This window comes from Amycolatopsis ultiminotia, assembly GCF_039536925.1.
Lineage (GTDB): Bacteria > Actinomycetota > Actinomycetes > Mycobacteriales > Pseudonocardiaceae > Amycolatopsis > Amycolatopsis ultiminotia.
This window is the reverse complement of record NZ_BAAAZN010000003.1, coordinates 61,633-81,535: the sequence shown is the minus strand read 5'-3', so window position 1 is coordinate 81,535 and position 19,903 is coordinate 61,633. Positions and strand designations below refer to the sequence as shown.

Here is a 19,903-nt window from a genome sequence, read left to right as displayed (position 1 = left end):
AACCCCCTTACCAGGCGAGTGAGCGGTCGACAGCGTGCAGTACCCGGTCGAGGTCGGGGAGGTAGTGCTCCTCGAGCTTCGCCGGCGGGTACGGCGTGTCGAAACCGGCCACGCGCAGGACTGGGGACTCCAGGGAGTAGAAGCACTCCTGCTGCACCCTGGCCGCAATTTCCGAGGTCAGCGACGATTCCAGGGGCGCCTCGCTGACCGCGACGAGCCGTCCGGTCTTGCGCACCGACTCGAACACCGGGCCGAGGTCGAGCGGGGAGAGCGTGCACAGGTCGATGACTTCCAGTGACTTGCCCTCGTCCTCGGCCGCCGCGGCGGCGTCGAGCGCCACCTTCACCGACGGGCCGTAGGCGACCACTGTCGCGGTCGTGCCCGCACGCACCACGTGCGAGCCGAACACGCGGCCCGGCGAGGTCTCGGTGTCGATCTCCATCTTCAGCGCGCCCGAGTGGTACAGCTTCTTGGGCTCGAAGAACATGACCGGATCGTCGGAGCGGATCGCCTCCTGGATGCCCCAGTACGCGTCCGCCGCGTTCGAGATCGAGACCACCTTGAGCCCGGCGATGTGCGCGAACAGCGATTCCGGCGATTCGGAATGGTGCTCCACCGCGCCGATCCCGCCGCCGAAGGGAACCCGGATCACCACCGGCATCTTGACCTTGCCCTGGGTGCGGTAGTGCAGTTTGGCCAGCTGCGAGGAGATCTGGTCGAAGCCGGGGAAGATGAAGCCCTCGAACTGAATCTCGCAGACCGGCCGGAATCCGCGTACGGCGAGGCCGACCGCGGTGCCGATGATGCCCGATTCGGCCAGCGGGGTGTCCAGCACGCGCTGTTCGCCGAAGTCCTTCTGCAGTCCGTCGGTGATCCGGAAGACGCCGCCGAGCTTGCCGACGTCCTCCCCCATGATCAGGACCTTCGGGTCCTGCTCCATGGCATGCCGGAGACCGAGGTTGAGCGCCTTGCCGATGGTGAGCTTCTGCAGGTCCATCAGTGCTCACCCCGATTGTGGATGCCCGAGCCCGCAAGCGGCTCTTCGGCCGTGAAACCGTCGAGATAGGACAGGTACTCCTCGCGCTGTGCATCGAGCACCGGTGAAGGCTCGGCGTACACGTTGGCGAAGATCCGTTCCGGCGGCGGTTCCGGCATGTTGAACGTGTGCTCGCGCAGCTGTGCGGCGAACTCGTCGGCCTCGGCCTGGACCTGGTCGAAGAAGTCGTGGTCGGCGCCGCCGCCGCGGGCGAGGTAGGCGCGTACCCGCTCGATCGGGTCCTTCAGCTTCCACTCCTCCAGCTCGTCGGAGAGCCGGTAACGGGTGGGGTCGTCGGTGGTGGTGTGCGCGTCCATCCGGTAGGTGAACGCCTCGATCAGCACCGGGCCGTTGCCGTGCCGGCACTGCTCGAGTGCCCACCGGGTCACCGCGAGGCAGGCGAGCACGTCGTTGCCGTCCACCCGGATGCCGGGGAAGCCGTAGCCACGGGCGCGCTGATAGAGCGGCAGCCGCGACTGGCGTTCGGTCGGCTCGGAGATCGCCCACTGGTTGTTCTGGCAGAAGAACACCAGCGGCGCGTCGTACACCGCGGCCCACACGAAACCCTCGTGCACGTCGCCCTGCGAGGTCGCGCCGTCACCGAAGTAGCAGATGGTGGCTTCGTCAGTGTCGGAAGGATTGCCGTCACCATCTGTGTTTCCCACCCGGCCCTCGAACTTCTGCCCCATCGCGTAACCGGCGGCGTTGAGCACCTGGTTGCCGATGACGATGGTGTACGGGTGGAAGCCGTGCGCCCGGTAGTCCCAGCCGCTGTGGTCGGTGCAGCGGAAGATGCCGAGCAGATCGCGCATGTCGACCCCGCGGGTGTAGGCGACGCCGTGCTCGCGATAGCTCGGGAAGGCCATGTCGCGGGGTTCGAGTGCCCGGCCGGACCCGACCTGCGCGGCCTCCTGGCCGAGCAGCGGAACCCAGATGCCCAGCTGGCCCTGGCGCTGCATGGCGTTGGCCTCACGGTCCGCGCGGCGCACCAGCACCATGTCGCGGTAGAGGTTGCGCAGCGTTTCGTCGTCGACGTCCGCGACGTAGGGGTCGAATCGCTCGGACGGAATCCGCTGGCCTTCGGGGGTGAGCAGCTGAGTCAGCTCAGCGCCACCTTCACTCGTTGCGCGCAATCCCGCGATCACCTGCTCGGGCGAGGGCTGGGCCGCGATCGCGGCCGGGCCGTCTCCAGGTTCCGGGTGCGTCCATCGTTCGGACGGCATGCGTTGTTCTCCTCGGTGTCGGCACCGCTGACGGCCGCTTGTGGCGGCCACAGCGACTGCACCGGCGGCGACCGGTAGCCCCGGGTCGGGGCGCCGGACCGCCGTCGGCGTTGACGGTTCGTGGCCACATCCTGGCACGAAGGGTGCCGCGATGGTGAGCCACGGATACTGATTTGTTGCTGAGAAAAAGCGTCTGATCAGCGAAAACGTTCGGAAGCCCGAGTATGGGAGCAGGAACGGTCGGGCGGCCATCCGCGGTCTCACCAGCGCCGTGCGCACCCGGGCGCCGGTCCCGGCGCCGCGGTGCCCGTGACTCGGCCACCGCAGTGATGTCGGTCACCGTGGCAGGATGGCCGGGGTGGAACAGAAATCCGTACGTGAATCCGTGGTGTCGACGTGGACCAACGACGTCACACCGAGCCTTTCCGGTCTGGTCGCGATCCCGGCGCTGTCCCCGGCGTTCGACGCGGACTGGGCGGCCAGCGGTCATCTCGCGGCCGCTGTCGAGCACGTGAAGACCTATCTCGAGGGCCGGAACCTGCCCGGCGCGCAGATCGAGGTCCTCCGCCTCGAAGGCCGTTCGCCGCTGCTGTTCGTCGACGTACCGGCCACCCCGGGCGCCTCGGCCGAGGGCACCGTGCTGATGTACGGCCACCTCGACAAACAGCCCCCGGTCGGCGGCTGGTCCGAGGGGCTGGACCCGTGGACGCCGGTGATCCGCGAGGGCCGCCTCTACGGCCGCGGTTCGGTCGACGACGGCTACTCCGGGTACGCGGCCAGTGCCGCGGTGGAGGCCGTGCACGCAGCAGGCGGCGAACACGCGCGAATCGCACTGCTGCTGGAAACCGGCGAGGAATCCGGCAGCCCGGACCTGCCCGCCTACATCGAGCACCTGAGCGGACGGCTCGGCGAGGTCAGCCTGGTCGTCTGCCTCGACGCGGGCGGCATGGACTACGAACGGCTGTGGCTCACCACCAGCCTGCGCGGCATGGTGCACCTGACGGTCACCGTGCAGTTGCTCGCCGCGGCGCAGCACTCCGGTCTGGCCAGCGGTGTCGTGGCCAGTTCGTTCCGCGTGCTGCGGCAGCTGCTGGAGCGGATCGAGGACGCGGAGACCGGCGAGATCAAGCTGTCCGAGCTCAACGTCGAGGTGCCGGAGAGCAGGCTCGCCGAGGTCAAGGCCGTGGCGGAGGTGGCGCCGGAGTCGTTGCGCACGGCGTTCCCGCTGGTCAGCGGCGGCAAGACGGTGTCGGAAGACGCGCTTGAGCTGCTGCTGAACAACTACTGGCGGCCCACCTTGTCGATCATCGGCGGCGAGGGGCTGCCGCTGCCCGCCGAGGCGGGCAACGTGCTGCGGCAGAGCACCACGCTCACGTTGAGCTTCCGTCTCCCGCCGACCGCGCAGGCAGACGTGGCGCTGGCGGCGATCAAGCGGGCACTGACCACGGACGTGCCCTACGGCGCGGCGGTGACCATCGCAGACGATGCCCAGGCGGAGAACGGCTGGAACGCGCCGGAGGAGGCGCCGTGGCTCACCGCCGCGCTGCGCCGCGTGAACGACGAGGTGTTCGGCCGTCCGCACCGCGCGGCCGGGATGGGCGGCTCGATCCCGTTCATGGGGCTGCTCGGCGAGAAGTACCCGGACGCGCAGTTCCTGGTGACCGGCGCGTGCAGTGCGGATTCGAACATCCACGTGCCGGACGAGTGGCTGAACCTGGACTACGCCCAGCGGGTCACCGAAGCCGTCGCGCACCTGCTCGACGCGCACGCCCGCGGCTGATTCTCCGGCCCGCCCTCGTGCCCGCGCACGAGGGCGGCTCAGGCGAACTTGCCCAGCGCCTCGGCCAGCCGGTTCAGCTCCGGGGTGAACCGCTGGTAGGAGAACGGCGTCTCGTTGTTCCACGCCACCAGCCGGCCCGCCTGCACCGCGGGCAGCTGCTGCCAGGTGGGTACTGAGCCGAGGCCGTCGGGGCCGAGGGAAAGCGAGCCGCCGCGGGAGTCGTACATGATCACGTCGGCCGGGTACTTGCCGATGTTCTCCCAGCTGACTTCCTGGTAGTAGCCGCCCTGGCTCTCGTCGACCTGGTCCGGCAGCACGAATTTCATGCCCTTGTCCTGGTAATGCTTCGAGGTCGCGAAGGCCGGCGGGTTGGCCACGTACACGGTGTCCTTCTGCGCCGACACGAGCAGCACCTTGAGCCCGGACGCCTTCTTGATCGCCTCGCCGAGTTTCGCGTCCGCCTGCTCGTACTGCGTCCTCGCCTGCTTGATCGCGTCCGTGTCGACGTTCGCGCCCAGCGCCTTGGCCAGCTTCTCGAACTTCGCGATCCCCTCCGGCATCGCGATGCCCTGCAGTCCGATCCCGACACTCGGCGCGGCCTGGTCCACCTTGTCCGCCAAGGTGTCCGGCACGTACCACATCTGCTGTTTCAGGTAGATCACGCTGACCAGCAGCTGCGGGTTCAGCGAGACGAACTTGTCGAAGTTGAACTCGTTCCACACGTTGCCCAGTGAGGTGACCGCATTCGGATCGACGCCACCGGCCTGTGGATCCGGCTTGCCGTCGGGCAGTTTGGACGGGCCGAAGATGCCCACCGACTTCACCCCGAAGTCCCACAGCGCGGCTGCCGCGGTCACCTGCGCGACGATCCGCTCCGGCCGGGGACCGTCGAGCTTGCGGCCGCGGTCGTCGGTGAAGCGCCAGGTCGCTGCACTGTCCGAAGAGGACTGGTCGTCCTGGTAGCCACAGGCGCTGAGCAGGCCGAGTGCGCCGGCGGCGGCGGTGCCGGCGAGGAATCCACGGCGGGACAGCGGCGAGAGGTTCATGGCAGCTCCGGGAATTCGGGTGCGGTTCCGCATAAGGCTAGCCTTGCCTTAACCTCGACGCCATGGTTCAGCTCGCGGAGCGCGTCACACCGGGGCGCCGGGGAGTACCCGGAGTGGTACTCGCGGTAGCGGTGGTCGCACTCATTGCCGTGGTGCTGCTGTCGATCGGGTTCGGGTCCAACCGGTTGTCGCTCGGCAGCGTGCTGCACGGCCTGTTCGCCTACAGCGGCACGTTCGACGACGTGGTGATCCGCGACGACCGGTTGCCGCGCACACTGGTCGGCCTCGCGGTCGGGATCGCGCTCGGGCTGGCCGGTGCGCTGTTGCAGTCGATCACGCGCAATCCGGTCGCCGATCCGGGCCTGCTCGGCATCAACCACGGCGCGGCAGTGGCGATTGTGCTCGGCAGCGCGGTCTTTTCGGTGCACGCGCCGGGACAGCTGGTGTGGTTCGCGTTCGTCGGCGCGCTGGCGGGTACCGCGGTGGTCACCGTGATCGGCGGTTCGGTGAGCCCGTTGCGGCTGGTGCTCGCGGGGGTTGCGGTGCAGGCCCTGTTCGTCGGCATCAACCAGGGCATGCAGATGATCAACACGCACAGCCTCGACCAGATGCGGGCCTGGCTCGTCGGTTCGCTGGTGAACCGGGATCTGGCCGGACTGGCCGGGTTGCTGCCGTTCTTCGTGGCCGCGCTCGTGCTCGGGGCGGTGCTGGCGCGGCCGTTGAACGCGATCGCGCTCGGCGAGGACGCCGCACGCGGGATCGGTGCGAACCCAGGGCTGGTGCGGGTGAGCGGCATGGTCGCGGTGGGCCTGCTGTCCGCGACGGCGACCGCGGCGTGCGGGCCGATTGCCTTTGTCGGGCTGATGATCCCGCACGTCGTGCGCGCGTTGATCGGACCGGACGAGCGGTGGGTGCTGCCGTTGTCCGCGGTACTCGGCCCGGTGCTGCTGCTCGGCTGCGACGTGCTCGGCCGGCTGCTCGGTGGCTCCGGCGAGATCCAGGTCGGCGTGCTGACCGACGTACTCGGCGGCCTCGCGTTCGTGGTCGTGGCGCGGCGGCTGAAGGCGGTGCGGCGATGAGGCTCTGGGTGATCGTGGCAGTACTGACCGTGGCAGCGTGCGCGCTGGTCGTGCTGGCGGTCGGGACCGGGGATTACGAGATGACGCCGGCCGAGGTGCTGCGCACACTCGCCGGCTCCGGCACGAAGGCGCAGTACCTCGTGGTGACCGGACGGCTACCGCGGGCACTGGTGGGGGTGCTCGTCGGCATCGCACTCGCGCTCGCCGGAACGGTTTTCCAGACGGTGACCCGGAATCCGCTCGGCAGTCCGGACATCATCGGGTTCACCACGGGTTCGGCGACCGGCGGCATCCTGATGATCCTGCTGCTCGGTGCCGGCCCCGGCCTGGTCGCGGTCGGGGCGATCGCGGGCGGTCTGCTCACCGCACTGGTCATCACCGCGTTGTGTGCGCCACACGGGTTGCTCAGCTCCCGGCTGGTGCTGCTGGGGGTCGCGGTGAGCGCGGTACTCGCCGGAGTCAACGGGTATCTGTTGGTGCGGGCGAAACTCGAAGCCGCGGCACAGGCGGTCGGCTGGCTGACCGGCGACCTCGCCGGCCGGGACTGGAGCTACTTCATCCCGCTGTGCCTCGCGGTGGTGGTGTTCGCGCCGTTCGTCTTCCTGCACAATCGCGCACTGCGGATGCTGGAGATGGGTGACGACGCGGCGGTCGCGGTCGGCGTCGCGGTTCCACGGGTGCGCGCCGTGGTGCTGGTCGCGGCGGTTGCGCTCGCCGCTTCCGCCACCGCGGCGGCCGGGCCGATCCCGTTCATCGCGCTGGCCGCACCGCAGCTCGCCCTCCGCCTGACCCACCGGCCGGGGCCGAACCTCTTGGCGTCCGCGGCGATGGGCGCGGTACTGGTACTGGCCGCGGATTACCTCGGCCAGCGCGTCCTGGACGCCTCGCTGCTGCCGGTCGGCGTGGTGGCGGCGGCACTGGGCGGTGGGTACCTGTTGTGGTTGCTGGCGATCTCGCGGAACCGGCGTACCGCGTGATCAGGCCAGCCGGGTCAGCTGCACGGACACGTCCAAACTGGACTGACTGGCGCCGGTGAAAATCCCCTTCAACGGCGCGACGTCCGCGTAGTCCCTGCCGGTGGCCACCCACACGTGCCGCGGCCCGACCGGGATCGCGTTGGTCGGGTCGTAGGCCCACCAGCCGCCGGTCCACACGTCGACCCAGGCGTGGCTCTCGCCTTCCACCGTCTCGCCGAGCTTCGCCTCCGGCCTGGTGTGCAGGTACCCGGAGACGTACCGGGCGGGAATCCCGATGGCCCGCAACATCACCAGCGTCACGTGTGCGAAGTCCTGGCACACGCCTTCGCGGGCACGCCACGAATCGGTCGCGGTGCTGTGCACGCCGGTGGTACCGGGCTGGTACTTGAGTTGCTTGTTGACCCACTCGCACACGGCCAGTACCGAATCGGCGGGGTCGAGACCCTTGCGCAGCGCACGGGCCTGTTTGGACAGTTCCTGGTCGTTCGGGGTGTAGGGCGTACGGGTGAGGTACTCCGTGCGGTGGTCCACGACGGTCTCGCCGTGCAGTTCCTTCCACGTCGCAGTGTGCACGGGCTCGGCTTCGTCGGCGGTCTCCACCACCGACGTCGCCAGCACGGCGAATTCGGTGTGCGGTGCGTGCAGGTCGAACGACGTGACCTCGGTGCCCCAGTAGTCGGTGTAGCGGTAGGCGCGCGTTGCCGGACTGGTCTCGATCCGGGTGGCCAGTGTGGTTTGCCGTCGATCCGAACGCGGGGTGAGGCGGGCTTCGTTGTACGACTGCGTTGCCGGCGTCGCGTACCGGTAGCCGGTGCGGTGCGTCACGCGCAATTGCCAGGTCACAGTGAAACCTCCGCCCCGCTCCACGCCACCCACGGCGAGGTGTGGAAATACTGCATCGACACCGCTTCGCCGATGTCCTTGATCGCCGTCTGCAGCCCCTGCAGCCGTCGGGGCAGATCGTCCAGCAATGCCGAGGGGTGCAGGAATTCCAGTTCACTGCGTGCCCTGCCGAGCAGCCGGACCGCCTCCGACTTGTCGTTGTCCCGCGTGTTGCGGCCGTGGTCGAGCTGTTGCAGGCAATCCTCCGCCTGGCGCAGCGCGTGGAACACCGACCGGGGGAACAGCGTGTCCCGCAACATGAACTGGACGACCCGGGCGGCGTCGAGTGCGCCCCGGTTGGTGCGCAGGTAGGTGTCCTGCGCACCGGCCGAGCGCAGCACGGTCATCCAGCCCGGCGAGGAGGCCCGGTCCGAAACCCGGGAAAGCAGCAGCCGCACCACCATGTCCGCACGCTCCACCGACCGGCCGAGCACCAGGAACAGCCAGCCGTCGTCCCGGCTCATCGTGGAGTCGGCGAGCCCGGCGAACATCGCCGCTCGCTCCTCCACAAAGGACAGAAAGGCGTGCGGTCCGGCGCGGCGGGCGTAGCGCTGCCGGTCCGGCACCGCGTTCCAGGTCGCGTTGAGGCACTCCCACAGCTCGGTGGACACGACCTCCCGTGCGCCCCGGGTGTTCTCCCGCGCGGAGTTGATCGAGCCGACGATGGACGAGGGGTTGTCCTTGGCATAGGCAACCAGTTCGGTCAGCTTCCACACGTCGAGTACGCCGTCCCCGTCCGCGCTGGGGATGCCGAGTACGGCGAGCAGCTGACGGCTGGCGTGGTCGGGGTCCACGCTCGCGTCCTCCAGCAGCTGGTGCACCGAGACGTTGAGGATGCGGGACGTGTCGTCGGCGCGTTCGACGTAACGGCCGATCCAGTAGAGCGATTCCGCGTTGCGGGCCAGCATCACGAACCCTTCCTCAGCTCTGCTGTTGCTGTTGCTGCTGCTGCGATGTGGACAGCTCCGGACCCTGGTCCGCGGCCAATCCGTCTACAACGGACACTTCGCCGAGTGCGGGCCGGTCGAGTTCGCGTTCCGCGGTGGAGGTGCGCGAGGCGAGCACCCAGGTGTCCTTCGAACCGCCGCCCTGTGAGGAGTTGACCACAAGACTGCCCTCCGGCAGTGCGACCCGGGTGAGCCCGCCGGGCAGCACGAAGATCTCCTTGCCGTCGTTCACCGCGAACGGGCGCAGGTCGACGTGCCGCGGTGCGAGCCGGTCCTCCACATTGGACGGTACGGTGGAGAGCTGCACCACCGGTTGTGCGATCCAGCCCCGCCGGTTGGCGCGTACCTTCCGGCGCAACGCCTCCAGCTCCTTGCGGCTCGCGTCCGGTCCGAACACGATGCCGTAGCCGCCGGAGCCCTCGACCGGCTTCACCACCAGCTCGTCCAGGTGTGCCAGCACGTGCTCGAGCTCGTCCGGCAGCCAGCACCGGAAGGTGTCCACATTGGGCAGGATCGGCTTTTCGTTCAGGTAGTAGCGCACCATTTCCGGCACGTAGGTGTAGACGAGCTTGTCGTCGCCGACGCCGTTGCCCACCGCGTTGGCGATCACCACGTTGCCGGAGCGGGCGGCGTTGAGGATGCCCGCCACGCCGAGTACCGAATCCGGCCGGTGGTGCACCGGATCGAGGAATTCGTCGTCGATCCGCCGGTAGATCACGTCCACCGGCCGCTCGCCCTCGGTGGTGCGCAGGTAGACCACGTTGTCCCGGCAGAACATGTCGCGGCCCTCGACCAGCTCCACGCCCATCAGCCGGGCCAGCAGGGAGTGCTCGAAGTAGGCGGAGTTGTACACCCCCGGGGTCAGCACGACGACCGTCGGATCGGCGACGTTCGGCGCCGCGGCCGCCCGCAGCGCGCGCAGCAGGTGTGCCGCGTAGTCACCCACCGGGCGAACCCGGTGCTGGGCGAACAGATCCGGGAAGACCCGCGCCATCGTGCGCCGGTTCTCCATCACGTACGACACGCCGGAGGGGTTGCGAAGGTTGTCCTCCAGTACGCGAAACGTGCCCTCTTCGTCACGCACCAAGTCCACACCGGACACGTGGATGCGTACGCCGTTCGGCGGTTTGACGCCGTAGGCCTCGCGGTGGAAGTGCTCGCACGAGGTGATCAGCCGCCGTGGCAGCACCCCGTCACGCAGGATCTGCCGGTCGCCGTACACGTCGGCGAGGAACGCCTCGAGCGCACGGACCCGCTGCGCCACCCCGCGTTCCAGCCTCGTCCACTCGGTCGCCTGGATGACCCGCGGGACGAGGTCGAGCGGGAACGGCCGTTCCTGCCCGGAGAGCGAGAACGTGATCCCCTGATCCACCATCGCGCGATCGAGGGCCTGCGCGCGGTTCGTCAGATCACTGGCGTCGAGCCCGGCGATCGACCCGTACAGCGCGCGGTACGGACCGCGCACGGTGCCGTCGGGTGCGAACATTTCGTCGTACGCGCCGGGGTACGGCCGTTCCGGCGCGAGGTAGCCGTCGAACTGGGCCCCTGGCCGGGTCGCCCGCCTGCCGCGCACCGTTCGCGCACGTCGTCCGGACGGGGGCAGCCGGGGACCGGAGGTGCTGTTCATGGTCGCCATCCTTACCCACCGTGCCAGCTCGGCGCGACCTGCGTGACACCGGCTGTCCTGTGCGAAACTGCCCCGTAACGTCCGGGTGCTGTGCATCCCCGCTTACGAGTGGCAATATGCGTGCTCTCGACGGTTGAGAACTACGAGGAGTGACGAAGTGGCCCGAGGACACCAGATGAAGGCACTCGCCCTTCTCCCGGCCTTCGCGCTGGCAGGCCTGACCATGGCCTGCGGCGCGGGCGGCAACGGCGCGGGAGGGGTGGCATCTTCGGCCGCCCCCGGTGGCTCGTCGGGAGACACCGCCGCGCAGGCGAAGGACGAGAAGCTCGCCGCGCAGCTGCCCGCGGCCGTCAAGGCGGACGGCAAGATCGTCGTCGGCCAGGACCAGACCTATCCGCCGAACGAGTTCAAGGACGCGGGCGACAAGGTCACCGGGTTCGACGTCGACCTCGGTACCGCGCTCGCGCAGGTGCTCGGCCTGAAGGCGGAATTCCAGAACTCCACCTTCGACGGCGTCATCCCCGGCATCGCCGCGCAGAAGTACGAGATGGGGATTTCGTCGTTCACCATCAACGCCGACCGGATGAAGTCGGTCGATATGATCTCCTACTACCGGGCAGGCACCTCACTTGCGGTGCTGAAAGGCAATCCGGAGGGGCTCAGCGTCGACAAGCTGTGTGGCAAGAACGTCGCCGTTCAGCAGGGCACCACTCAGGTGGAGGATCTGCAGAAGCGCACCAAAGCGTGCACCGACGCCGGTAAGCCGGCGATCAACGTGACCACTTTCGAGGCCCAGACCGACGCGAACCTCGCGCTGACCGCGAAGCGTGTGCAGGCGGAACTCGCCGATTCGCCGGTGATCGACTACGCGGTGCAGCAGACCAACGAGCAGCTCGAGGTCGTCGGCGCGCCGTACGACACCGCGCCGTACGGCATCCTGCTCCCGAAGAACAGCGGCGATTACGGCAAGGCCGTGCAGGGCGCGGTGCAGAAGCTCATCGACAACGGGACCTACAAGAAGATCCTCGAAAAATGGGGTCTGTCCGGTTCCGGTGCGGTGACCACCTCGGAGATCAACCCGGCCCCCTGAGTGAGGATTTAGTCTCTCGTGTCGCAATCCCCTGAAGCGCCCCCCACCGGGGCGCCGAACGACGCCGCCCCGATCAAGGCGGTCCCGGTCCGGCACTACGGCCGCTGGATCGCCGGGGTCATCATCCTGTTCCTCGCGTTCATCGTGGTCCGCAGCGTGGTCACGAACGACGCACTGCAGTGGCCGGTCGTCGGCGAATACCTCTTCGACGACCGGATCCTGCACGGCCTGCAGAACACCCTGCTGCTGACCGTGCTTTCCATGGTCATCGGCATCGTCGGCGGCATTCTGCTTGCGGTGATGCGGCTTTCGCCGAACCCGCTGATGTCCGGCGCCGCATCGGTGTACATCTGGTTGTTGCGCGGTACCCCGTTGATCACCCAGCTGATCATCTGGAACTTCCTCGGACTGGCCTATTCCCGGATCGGTCTCGGTATTCCGTTCGGTCTGACGTTCGTCAGCTGGGACACGAACACGCTGATCACCCAGCTGACCGCGTCGCTGCTCGGGCTCGGGCTGAACGAAGCCGCGTACATGGCCGAGATCGTGCGTGGTGGTATCCAGTCGGTCGATTCCGGCCAGCTGGAAGCCGCGTCCGCGCTCGGTATGAGCCGGGGCAAGACACTGCGCCGGATCGTGCTGCCGCAGGCGATGCGGGTGATCATCCCGCCCACCGGCAACGAGACCATCTCGATGTTGAAGACCACGTCACTGGTCGTGGTGATCGGGTATTTCGAGCTGATGCAGGTGGTCCGGACCATCTACTCGCAGAACTACCAGACGGTGCCGCTGCTGATTTCGGCCGCGCTCTGGTACCTGTTCATGACGACGGTGCTCACCATCGCGCAGTACTACATCGAGAGATATTTCGCACGCGGTAGTTCGCACAGCCGGCCGCGGCAGAACAAATGGGGTTCGCGGATGCTCGGCTTCCGTCTCGGTTCCGGTGCCGGCGAGGGTGGAGGTGCTTCCCGGTGACCCCGGTCGTTTCCGCGCAGAAGGTGTGCAAGAGCTTCGGTTCGCTCGATGTGCTCAAAGGCATCGACCTCGAGGTGCACGAGCGCGAAGTGCTGTGCCTGATCGGGCCGTCCGGCTCCGGCAAGTCGACGTTGCTGCGCTGCATCAACCACCTGGAGAAGATCGACGCCGGACGGCTCTACGTCGACGGCGTGCTGGTGGGTTACCGGCAACGCGGCGACAAACTGCACGAGTTGCGGGACAAGGACATCGCCGCCCAGCGCAAGGACATCGGTATGGTGTTCCAGCGCTTCAACCTGTTCCCGCACATGACCGCGCTGGAAAACGTGATGGAGGCGCCGGTCCAGGTTCGCCGCGAACCGCGGGCGCAAGTACGGGAACGGGCGCTGGAACTGCTGGAGCGGGTCGGCCTGTCCGACAAGGCAAGCTCGTACCCTGGCCAGCTGTCCGGCGGTCAGCAGCAACGCGTCGCCATCGCCCGCGCGTTGGCCATGGAACCCAAACTGATGCTGTTCGACGAGCCGACGTCCGCATTGGACCCGGAGCTGGTCGGCGACGTACTGGGCGTCATGCGCCAGCTGGCGAAAGACGGCATGACGATGGTCGTGGTGACCCACGAAATGCAATTCGCCCGCGAGGTAGCCGACAAGGTCCTCTTCATGGACGACGGCATCGTCGTCGAGTCCGGCCCGCCGGACCAGGTCATCGGATCTCCCCAGCACGAACGCACGAAGACGTTCCTGTCCCGGGTCCTGAACCCGAACGCCTGAGAAAAGGGTGGCTGCCCACTGGGGCGGCCACCCCTTTTCCGGCTGTTGTGGCTTGTTTCGCCTGGGCTGCCACGCCGGGGAGATGCGGGTCGACTGCTCGCGGCGAGGTGCGCCGGCCGGCGCTGCTCAGCGAGAGAACCGAGAGCGGTCGTACTACCAAAGGTAAATAACCGACTGCGCTAGGTGACCGACCTCGGCACTACTCCATTAGCCCCCTTGCCTCTGGGCCGTTGATCCGATTCCCTGGGAACCGACCATTGTGGGGAGAAGGGCGCACGTGCCGACTGACACGACCTTGCCGCCGTTGGATCCGTTTGCCGGGGTGCCGGACAAGCGGTACGAGGTGAAGGCGGCGGACCTGCTCAAACCTGGCACCGGTGGGCTGCTCCGGTGGCGGCGGCAGGCGACGAACGCGCCGATCGTGCAGGTGGAGGACGCCTACATCACGGGCACCTTCGACCTGCGGGCGGCTGATCTGAACTTTCTGTTCCGGTTCGAGCGGTGCCGGTTCGAGCATCCGCCGGACGTGCGCGAGGCGACTTTGCTCGGGCTCGTCTTCCGCAAGTGCTGGCTGCCCGGACTCAAGGCGCGCAATCTGCGCAGCCGCAACGACGTGCGGTTGATCCGCAGCGTGGTGGAGGTCGCGCTTGGCGACCACGAGGTCGAGGAGACCACGACGATCCAGCGTGGTGACGACCGCGAGCGCGGCATGCCCAACGCGGCGATCAACTTCACCGACGCGGTCATCGACGGCTCGGTCGTGCTCACCCGCACCATGATCAGCCATCCGAACGGCAAGGCGATCCAGGGCGACCGGCTGGTGGTCACGGGTGCGTTGCTGGCCTACCGGATGGTCGCCAAGGGTGAGGTGCGGCTGCCCGGTATGCGGGCCGGCGGTAATGTGAACTTCTCCGGGGCCACTTTGGACAATCCGGACGGGTTCGCGTTCAACGGAAACGGCCTGCACATCGGTGGCAGCCTGCTTTGCGAGGTCGACAGTTACGGTCCGCCGAGCGAGCGGAAGCGCTTTTCTGCGAACGGTATTCTCTACTTGCCGAGCGCCACTGTGGACAGTGACATCGTACTGCGAGAGGCGCGTCTTACGGTCGATCAACAGGGCCCGGTGGTGGTGGACGCGTGGAAGTCCGGCGACCCCTACCTCGATCCGCGGCCCGCGCTCGTGGCCGACCGGCTGAAAGTCGACGGCAACCTCGAGCTCTCCGACGGGCTGCGGGCGTTCGGCACACTCCGCATGGTCAATGCGCGCATCGGCGGATCGCTCCGGCTGGCCGGCGCGGAGATCACCATGGTTCGCGGGCAAGCCGCGCCCTATTACGACCGCGCGCTGCACCTCGACGGATCTTCGATCGGTGGCGACATCGAGGCGACGAACCTGCGGGTTCCGGTCGGGCAATTGCGCCTCGCCGATGTGACGGTCGGTGGCAATTTCCTCGCGTGGAATTCGATGTTCCTGCATTCCGGGCGGGACGCGTTCTCCGCTCGGCGCGCCAAGATCTCCGGAAATCTGCAGCTCACCGACGCCACACTGAAAGGCACGTTGCGGCTGCAGGGCGCGGAGGTCGGCGGCAGTGTAAACCTTTTCGGTACGGTTCTCACTGAGCCGGGACAACGGACTTCAAGCAGTTTCTCACTGGACATCCGAACTGCACGAATTGGTCGCGATTTGGTGCTCACGGAGAACAAGGAGCGTCCTTTTCTTGCGGAAGGTGGCGTCAATCTTGACGGTGCGCAAATTGCTCGACGATTGGACATGAACGGCGCACAGCTCAGCTCCCTGCCGCAGCACGGAATTGCGCTCGACGCCAGTGATGTCGCCGCGGATGAATTCATTTTGTCCCCGGCCGAGCCGCCGGTCGGGTCAGTGCGGCTGCGTCGTGCGCATTGCGGTTCACTTGCCGACAACGAGGCGATCTGGGCCGCATCCGATGGTCTCGAGCTCGAGGATTTCCGTTATGACGCGCTGAAGAATGGCGTCGCGCTCGACGACGACGACGCGCTGGATCATCGGATCGTCTTGTTGCGCAAGGCAATGCGTGGATATCGGCCCGGTCCGTACGACCAGCTCGCCGCGACTCTGCGTGCTGCCGGTAACGAGGAGCATGCCTCGACGGTGGCGTTGCGCAAGCAGCAGTTCCGCTATGAGGCGCTGGCGAAGGGCTTCAAGATTTTCGGCCCGGGTGTGCGGGCGTGGAGTTGGCTGCAACGGTCGATGGTCGGTTACGGGTATCGTCCGGTGCGGGCACTGGGCTGGTTGTTGACGCTGCTGGTGCTCGGCAGTCTGTGGTTCGGGCTGGGTACGGACAGCTGCGCGCAAGACCGTTCCGGCCGATTCGCGATCAGCGGGCCGCGGTGTCTGGTCAATCAGCAGGATACCGGGCTGCAGTGGAATCCGGTGATTTATACCGCCGATTTGCTGGTGCCGATCGTCGATTTCGGGAACAAATCGCGGTGGTACATGCACGGCACCGACAACTGGGTGTCCGCCGGTTTCACCGCGTCCGGCTGGATACTGGCGACGACCATCGCGGCCGGCGTGAGCCGCATGCTGCGCCGGGACAGCTGAGGGCATACTCTCGGTATGTGACTACTCCCGCAGCCACCGGCCGGATTGCCGTCAGCGCCCCGCCGGCCACGGTGTACACGCTGGTCAGCGACCCCGGCCGGCTCGCTGACGTGGCCGCCGAATATTCACGGCACCGCTGGCTGGACGGCGCCACCGGACCTGCCGTCGGCGCACGATTTCGCGGCACGAACCACCGCCGTGGCCGCCGCTGGACCACGACGGTCACCATCACCGCCGCCGAGGAAGCCCGCCGGTACGCCTTCGACGTCGACTTCGGCCCGGTGCCGATCTCACGCTGGGAATACCTGATCGAGCCCACCGCGGAAGGCTGCGTGGTCACCGAGAGCACCTGGGAACGACGGCCCGGATGGTTCCGCATCCCGGCCCTGCTGGGCACCGGCGTGTGGAACCGAGCAGCCGCGAACCACAAGAACATCGCCACGACGCTGGCCCACCTCAAAGCTGCGGCAGAGTAACTCCGCCACGACACAACAGCGGTGTCCCAGGCGACGCAACGACGACCCCCGGCGCCGCGACGGTGGTGTCCCAGGCGGCGCAACGACGTGCCCGACGGCGCAACAGTGGCACCCGGCGAGGCAACAACGGCGCGCGGAGAAGTAGCGACGATGCCCCGGCAGCGCACCGACGCCAGCGAAAGGCGGATGCAGGACACAGTAAGCAGAACACAACGAACCGGTGCCGCCGAATCCAGCGAGCACCGCCGAGCTCAGCTAGACGACCAGCTCTGTCGAGCTCAGCTAGACGACCAGCTCTGTCGAGCTCGGCTAGACGGCGAGTCCTGTCGAGCTCAGCAAGCCGGTGAGCCCTGTCGAGCTCAGCTAGACGACCAGCTCTGTCGAGCTCGGCTAGACGGCGAGTCCTGTCGAGCTCAGCAAGCCGGTGAGCCCTGTCGAGCTCAGCTAGACGACCAGCTCTGCCAACCTCGGCTAGACGGCGAGCCCTGTCGAGCTCAGCCGGCCGGTGAGTCCTGCCAACCTCGGCTAGACGACCGGCTCTGCCAACCTCGGCTAGACGGCGAGCCCTGTCGAGCTCAGCGAGGTCTGCTTCGCCGAATCCGGCGAGCCCTGCCGAGCTCAGCCGGGGCCGCCTCGCCATATCCAGCGAGCCGCCGAGCCCAGCTAGCACTGCCTCGCCAAGCCAGTCGAACCCGGCCGGTCCCACCGAACCCAATCCCCACAAGTCACCCCAACCCCACCAATCACCGGGCAACCCCAACCCCGCCAACCACATCCTCCACTTCAACCCCGCCGGTTGGCGCCTCGGCCGGGGAGGTGCGGTTCATTCGATGAACCGGGACCAGAATTCCACCCTTCGCGGGCCTTCCGGTGGTTGCGGTTCCAGGGGCTGGCCGGCGAATTCGTGGCGTAGGTAGCTGCGCAGGTTCCAGCCGTAGTACACGATGTCGGTCTGGTAGATCGACAGGACTGGCAGGCCGGTTGCGCCTCGGATGCCCGGTAGGTAGCGGTGTCCGCAGACCGGGACCATCTGGGGTACCTGGGCCAGCTGCCGTTTTGCACACGCCAGTGCGTTCGACAGCACCCGGGGGCGGGTGCCCCACTCGGGGAGCCACAGATCGTTGTGTTCCACGTCGTAGAGCACGCCGTCCACCGGCCAGTCCAGGCGTTTGCGCAGCTGGTCCGGGTTTCCGTGCCGCCAGTCCGGCCACCGCTGGCCCACCGGCACGCCCGCGGTCAGGAATACGCGGTGGTCGGCGGAGAAGGCGAAACCGAACTGCTCCTCGACGTCGTCCAGTTCGGCCGGGCTGAGGCCAGGGCGCAGGGGTTCGCCCAGGTTCTGCTGGAGGACACGGGCCTCCTCCACGGTGAGGGCTTCGGCCGGGTGGACTGTCGACATACCGAGAAGCGTACGGACGCCGCCCCCGTCGTCGCGCGTCCTTTTCCGGCTCGTTGACCCCTCCCTCGGCGGGGTGAGGTTCTTCTCTCAGGCCGTGGATATCGGAACACAGCGTGAACAGATGTAGTTCACTCGTCCCGTGACCTCTCCACAGTCGGCGCCGCGGCCACCGGCCCGTGTGCGCGCACCCGAACTCGTCGGCGACGTCTGGCTCAACACCGGCGGCCACCAGCTCACCCTGGCCGAGCTGCGCGGCCGCGTCGTCCTGCTGGACTTCTGGACCAGTGGCTGCATCAACTGCCTGCACGTGCTCGACGAGCTGCGGCCGCTCGAAGAGGAATTCAGCGACGTCCTGGTCACGGTGGGTGTTCATTCGCCGAAGTTCCTGCACGAGGGAGAGCGCGCGTCGATCGAGGCCGCGGTGCGGCGGTACGAGGTACCGCACCCGGTGGTCAACGACCCGAAGATGGAGTTGTGGTCGCAGTACGCGGTGCGGGCGTGGCCGACCCTCGTGCTCGTCGATCCGGAGGGCTACGTCGTGCACGTCGCCGCGGGCGAGGGGCACGGCGAGGCGTTGCGCCGGGTCGTCGCCGACCTGGTCGCGAAGCACGAGGCGAAAGGCACGCTCCGGCGTGGCGGCAGCCCGTACGTGCCGGTCGAGGAACAACGTGCCGAGCTGCGGTTTCCGAGCAAAGCCGTGGTCACCGCGGGCGGGCGGGTGCTGGTGGCCGACACCGGCCACCATTCGATCGTCGAGTTCGCTTCCGACGGTGAGACGGTGATCCGCCGGTTCGGCAGTGGCGAACGCGGTGCGCAGGACGGTCCGTTCGACCTCGCCACCTTCACCGAACCGTCCGGCATCGCCTTGCTGCCCAACGAAATCGCCCAGCGCGTCGGGTACCACGCGGTGGTCGCGGACACCGCGGGGCACCGGCTGCGCGGTCTGGACCTCAACACCGGCGAAGTGAAGACGGTCGCAGGCACCGGGCGGCAGTGGCGCGACGGTACCGACACCGGCAAGGCACTGGACATCGATCTCACCAGCCCGTGGGACGTCGCATGGTGGGCTCCGGCAGGCGGGGTCGTGGTCGCGATGGCGGGCAACCACACGCTCAGCGTGTTCGACCCGTCCTCCGGTGACATCCGGCGGTTCGCGGGTACCACCGTCGAGGGCCTTCGCGACGGCGACGTGCACGAGGCGTTTTTCGCGCAGCCTTCCGGACTCGCGGCGGACGGGAACCGGCTGTGGCTGGTCGACGCGGAAACGTCCGCCTTGCGCTGGATCGAGCCCGCGGGCGAGTCGTTCGCCGTGCACACCGCGGTCGGCGTGGACCTGTTCTCCTTCGGCCACGTGGACGGCCCGGCCGGCCAGGCCTTGCTGCAGCACCCGTTGGGCCTGGCCGTACTGCCGGACGGCCGGATCGCGATTGCCGACACCTACAACGGCGCGGTCCGCCGGTACGACTACTTCACCCGCGAGATCAGCACGCTCGCGACCGGTTTGGCGGAGCCACAGGGACTGATACTGCACGACGGTGAACTCTTCGTGATCGAGTCGGCGGGCAACCGGGTGGTCCCGCTCGGCGGGGACGGCCGGGCGACCACCGTGGCCGGCACCCGGACCGCCGTGCGCCGTCCGTCGACCGTGCTCGCCCCGGGCGACGTCGATTTCTCCGTGGTCTTCACCCCGCCGCCGGGCGAAAAGCTGGACGAGCGCTACGGCCCGTCGACACGGCTGGAGATCACCGCGTCGCCGCCGGAGCTGCTCGCCGACGGCGGTGGCGTCGGCACCGACCTCGTTCGCCGGATCCGGTTCTCCGACCGGGTGAGCGAAGGCGTCCTGCAGGTCGTGGCGCAGGCCGCCAGTTGCGATGACGGCGGCGAACACCCGGCGTGCCGCATCACCCGGCAGGACTGGGGTGTGCCGATCCGGTTCGACGATTCGGGCGAGCAGACCTTCAGCCTGGTGATGGCGGGCGAGCCGAAGGGAGCGGCTTCCGGCCAGTAAC

General features: G+C 68.0%; 16 protein-coding genes. 9 read left to right on the top strand and 7 right to left on the bottom strand.

The annotated features are described in order from the left end of the window. Positions 1 to 7: 7 nt before the first annotated feature. Both ABD793_RS08100 and pdhA read right to left on the bottom strand, forming a co-directional pair. Positions 8 to 1,000: an alpha-ketoacid dehydrogenase subunit beta gene (locus ABD793_RS08100; protein ID WP_344858068.1), complete on the bottom strand. Its 993-nt coding sequence runs from the start codon at positions 998 to 1,000 to the stop codon at positions 8 to 10. Continuing rightward, positions 997 to 2,259, bottom strand: coding sequence for a pyruvate dehydrogenase (acetyl-transferring) E1 component subunit alpha (pdhA, locus tag ABD793_RS08095; protein WP_344857106.1), 1,263 nt, complete (start codon positions 2,257 to 2,259; stop codon positions 997 to 999). The genes ABD793_RS08100 and pdhA overlap by 4 nt, the downstream gene beginning before the upstream one ends. 358 nt (positions 2,260 to 2,617) lie before the next feature. Between pdhA and ABD793_RS08090 the strand changes: the two genes are divergently transcribed. Continuing rightward, complete coding sequence (locus ABD793_RS08090) at positions 2,618 to 4,039, top strand: M20/M25/M40 family metallo-hydrolase (protein ID WP_344857101.1); 1,422 nt, start codon at positions 2,618 to 2,620, stop codon at positions 4,037 to 4,039. Between the two features lie 38 nt (positions 4,040 to 4,077). Here ABD793_RS08090 and ABD793_RS08085 read toward each other — a convergent pair whose 3' ends face one another. Continuing rightward, positions 4,078 to 5,085 carry an ABC transporter substrate-binding protein gene (locus ABD793_RS08085; protein WP_344857099.1) on the bottom strand — a complete coding sequence of 336 codons (1,008 nt, stop codon included), beginning with the start codon at positions 5,083 to 5,085 and terminating at the stop codon, positions 4,078 to 4,080. Positions 5,086 to 5,147: 62 nt separating this feature from the next. Between ABD793_RS08085 and ABD793_RS08080 the strand changes: the two genes are divergently transcribed. Together ABD793_RS08080 and ABD793_RS08075 are read left to right on the top strand one after the other, a co-directional pair. Continuing rightward, entirely contained in the window at positions 5,148 to 6,164 is a 1,017-nt protein-coding gene (locus ABD793_RS08080; RefSeq protein WP_344857097.1) for a FecCD family ABC transporter permease, read from the top strand. Further along, the gene (locus ABD793_RS08075; RefSeq protein ID WP_344857094.1) at positions 6,161 to 7,141 is read left to right on the top strand and encodes a FecCD family ABC transporter permease; all 981 of its coding nucleotides are present in this window, start codon (positions 6,161 to 6,163) and stop codon (positions 7,139 to 7,141) included. Before ABD793_RS08080 ends, ABD793_RS08075 begins: the two co-directional genes overlap by 4 nt. Here ABD793_RS08075 and ABD793_RS08070 read toward each other — a convergent pair whose 3' ends face one another. The 3 genes from ABD793_RS08070 to ABD793_RS08060 are packed head-to-tail and all read right to left on the bottom strand — an operon-like array spanning position 7,142 to position 10,606. After that, positions 7,142 to 7,984 carry a transglutaminase family protein gene (locus ABD793_RS08070; protein ID WP_344857090.1) on the bottom strand — a complete coding sequence of 281 codons (843 nt, stop codon included), beginning with the start codon at positions 7,982 to 7,984 and terminating at the stop codon, positions 7,142 to 7,144. Beyond that, the gene (locus ABD793_RS08065) at positions 7,981 to 8,931 is read right to left on the bottom strand and encodes an alpha-E domain-containing protein (RefSeq protein ID WP_344858066.1); all 951 of its coding nucleotides are present in this window, start codon (positions 8,929 to 8,931) and stop codon (positions 7,981 to 7,983) included. Before ABD793_RS08065 ends, ABD793_RS08070 begins: the two co-directional genes overlap by 4 nt. A gap of 13 nt (positions 8,932 to 8,944) precedes the next feature. After that, on the bottom strand, positions 8,945 to 10,606 hold the full coding sequence (locus ABD793_RS08060) for a circularly permuted type 2 ATP-grasp protein (RefSeq protein ID WP_344857088.1): 1,662 nt from the start codon (positions 10,604 to 10,606) through the stop codon (positions 8,945 to 8,947). Positions 10,607 to 10,772: 166 nt separating this feature from the next. On the opposite strand from ABD793_RS08060, the gene ABD793_RS08055 reads away from it, so the two are divergent. The 5 genes from ABD793_RS08055 (at position 10,773) to ABD793_RS08035 (ending at position 16,495) form a co-directional block, all read left to right on the top strand. Beyond that, positions 10,773 to 11,687, top strand: coding sequence for an ABC transporter substrate-binding protein (locus ABD793_RS08055; protein WP_344857087.1), 915 nt, complete (start codon positions 10,773 to 10,775; stop codon positions 11,685 to 11,687). Between the two features lie 18 nt (positions 11,688 to 11,705). Beyond that, positions 11,706 to 12,665, top strand: coding sequence for an amino acid ABC transporter permease (locus tag ABD793_RS08050; protein WP_344857084.1), 960 nt, complete (start codon positions 11,706 to 11,708; stop codon positions 12,663 to 12,665). Further along, positions 12,662 to 13,435 (top strand): amino acid ABC transporter ATP-binding protein, encoded by a 774-nt coding sequence (locus ABD793_RS08045; RefSeq protein ID WP_344857080.1) that lies wholly within the window; start codon positions 12,662 to 12,664, stop codon positions 13,433 to 13,435. Before ABD793_RS08050 ends, ABD793_RS08045 begins: the two co-directional genes overlap by 4 nt. A 277-nt stretch (positions 13,436 to 13,712) precedes the next feature. Further along, positions 13,713 to 16,019 carry an oxidoreductase gene (locus ABD793_RS08040; protein ID WP_344857077.1) on the top strand — a complete coding sequence of 769 codons (2,307 nt, stop codon included), beginning with the start codon at positions 13,713 to 13,715 and terminating at the stop codon, positions 16,017 to 16,019. A 17-nt stretch (positions 16,020 to 16,036) separates the two neighbouring features. Beyond that, a complete protein-coding gene (locus ABD793_RS08035; protein WP_344857073.1) occupies positions 16,037 to 16,495 on the top strand; it encodes an SRPBCC family protein in 459 nt (152 codons plus the stop codon). A gap of 823 nt (positions 16,496 to 17,318) precedes the next feature. On the opposite strand, the gene ABD793_RS08030 is transcribed toward ABD793_RS08035, so the two are convergent. Then, positions 17,319 to 17,894, bottom strand: coding sequence for a hypothetical protein (locus ABD793_RS08030; RefSeq protein WP_344857070.1), 576 nt, complete (start codon positions 17,892 to 17,894; stop codon positions 17,319 to 17,321). A 178-nt stretch (positions 17,895 to 18,072) separates the two neighbouring features. Between ABD793_RS08030 and ABD793_RS08025 the strand changes: the two genes are divergently transcribed. After that, positions 18,073 to 19,902 carry a thioredoxin-like domain-containing protein gene (locus ABD793_RS08025; protein ID WP_344858064.1) on the top strand — a complete coding sequence of 610 codons (1,830 nt, stop codon included), beginning with the start codon at positions 18,073 to 18,075 and terminating at the stop codon, positions 19,900 to 19,902. Position 19,903 lies beyond the last annotated feature (1 nt).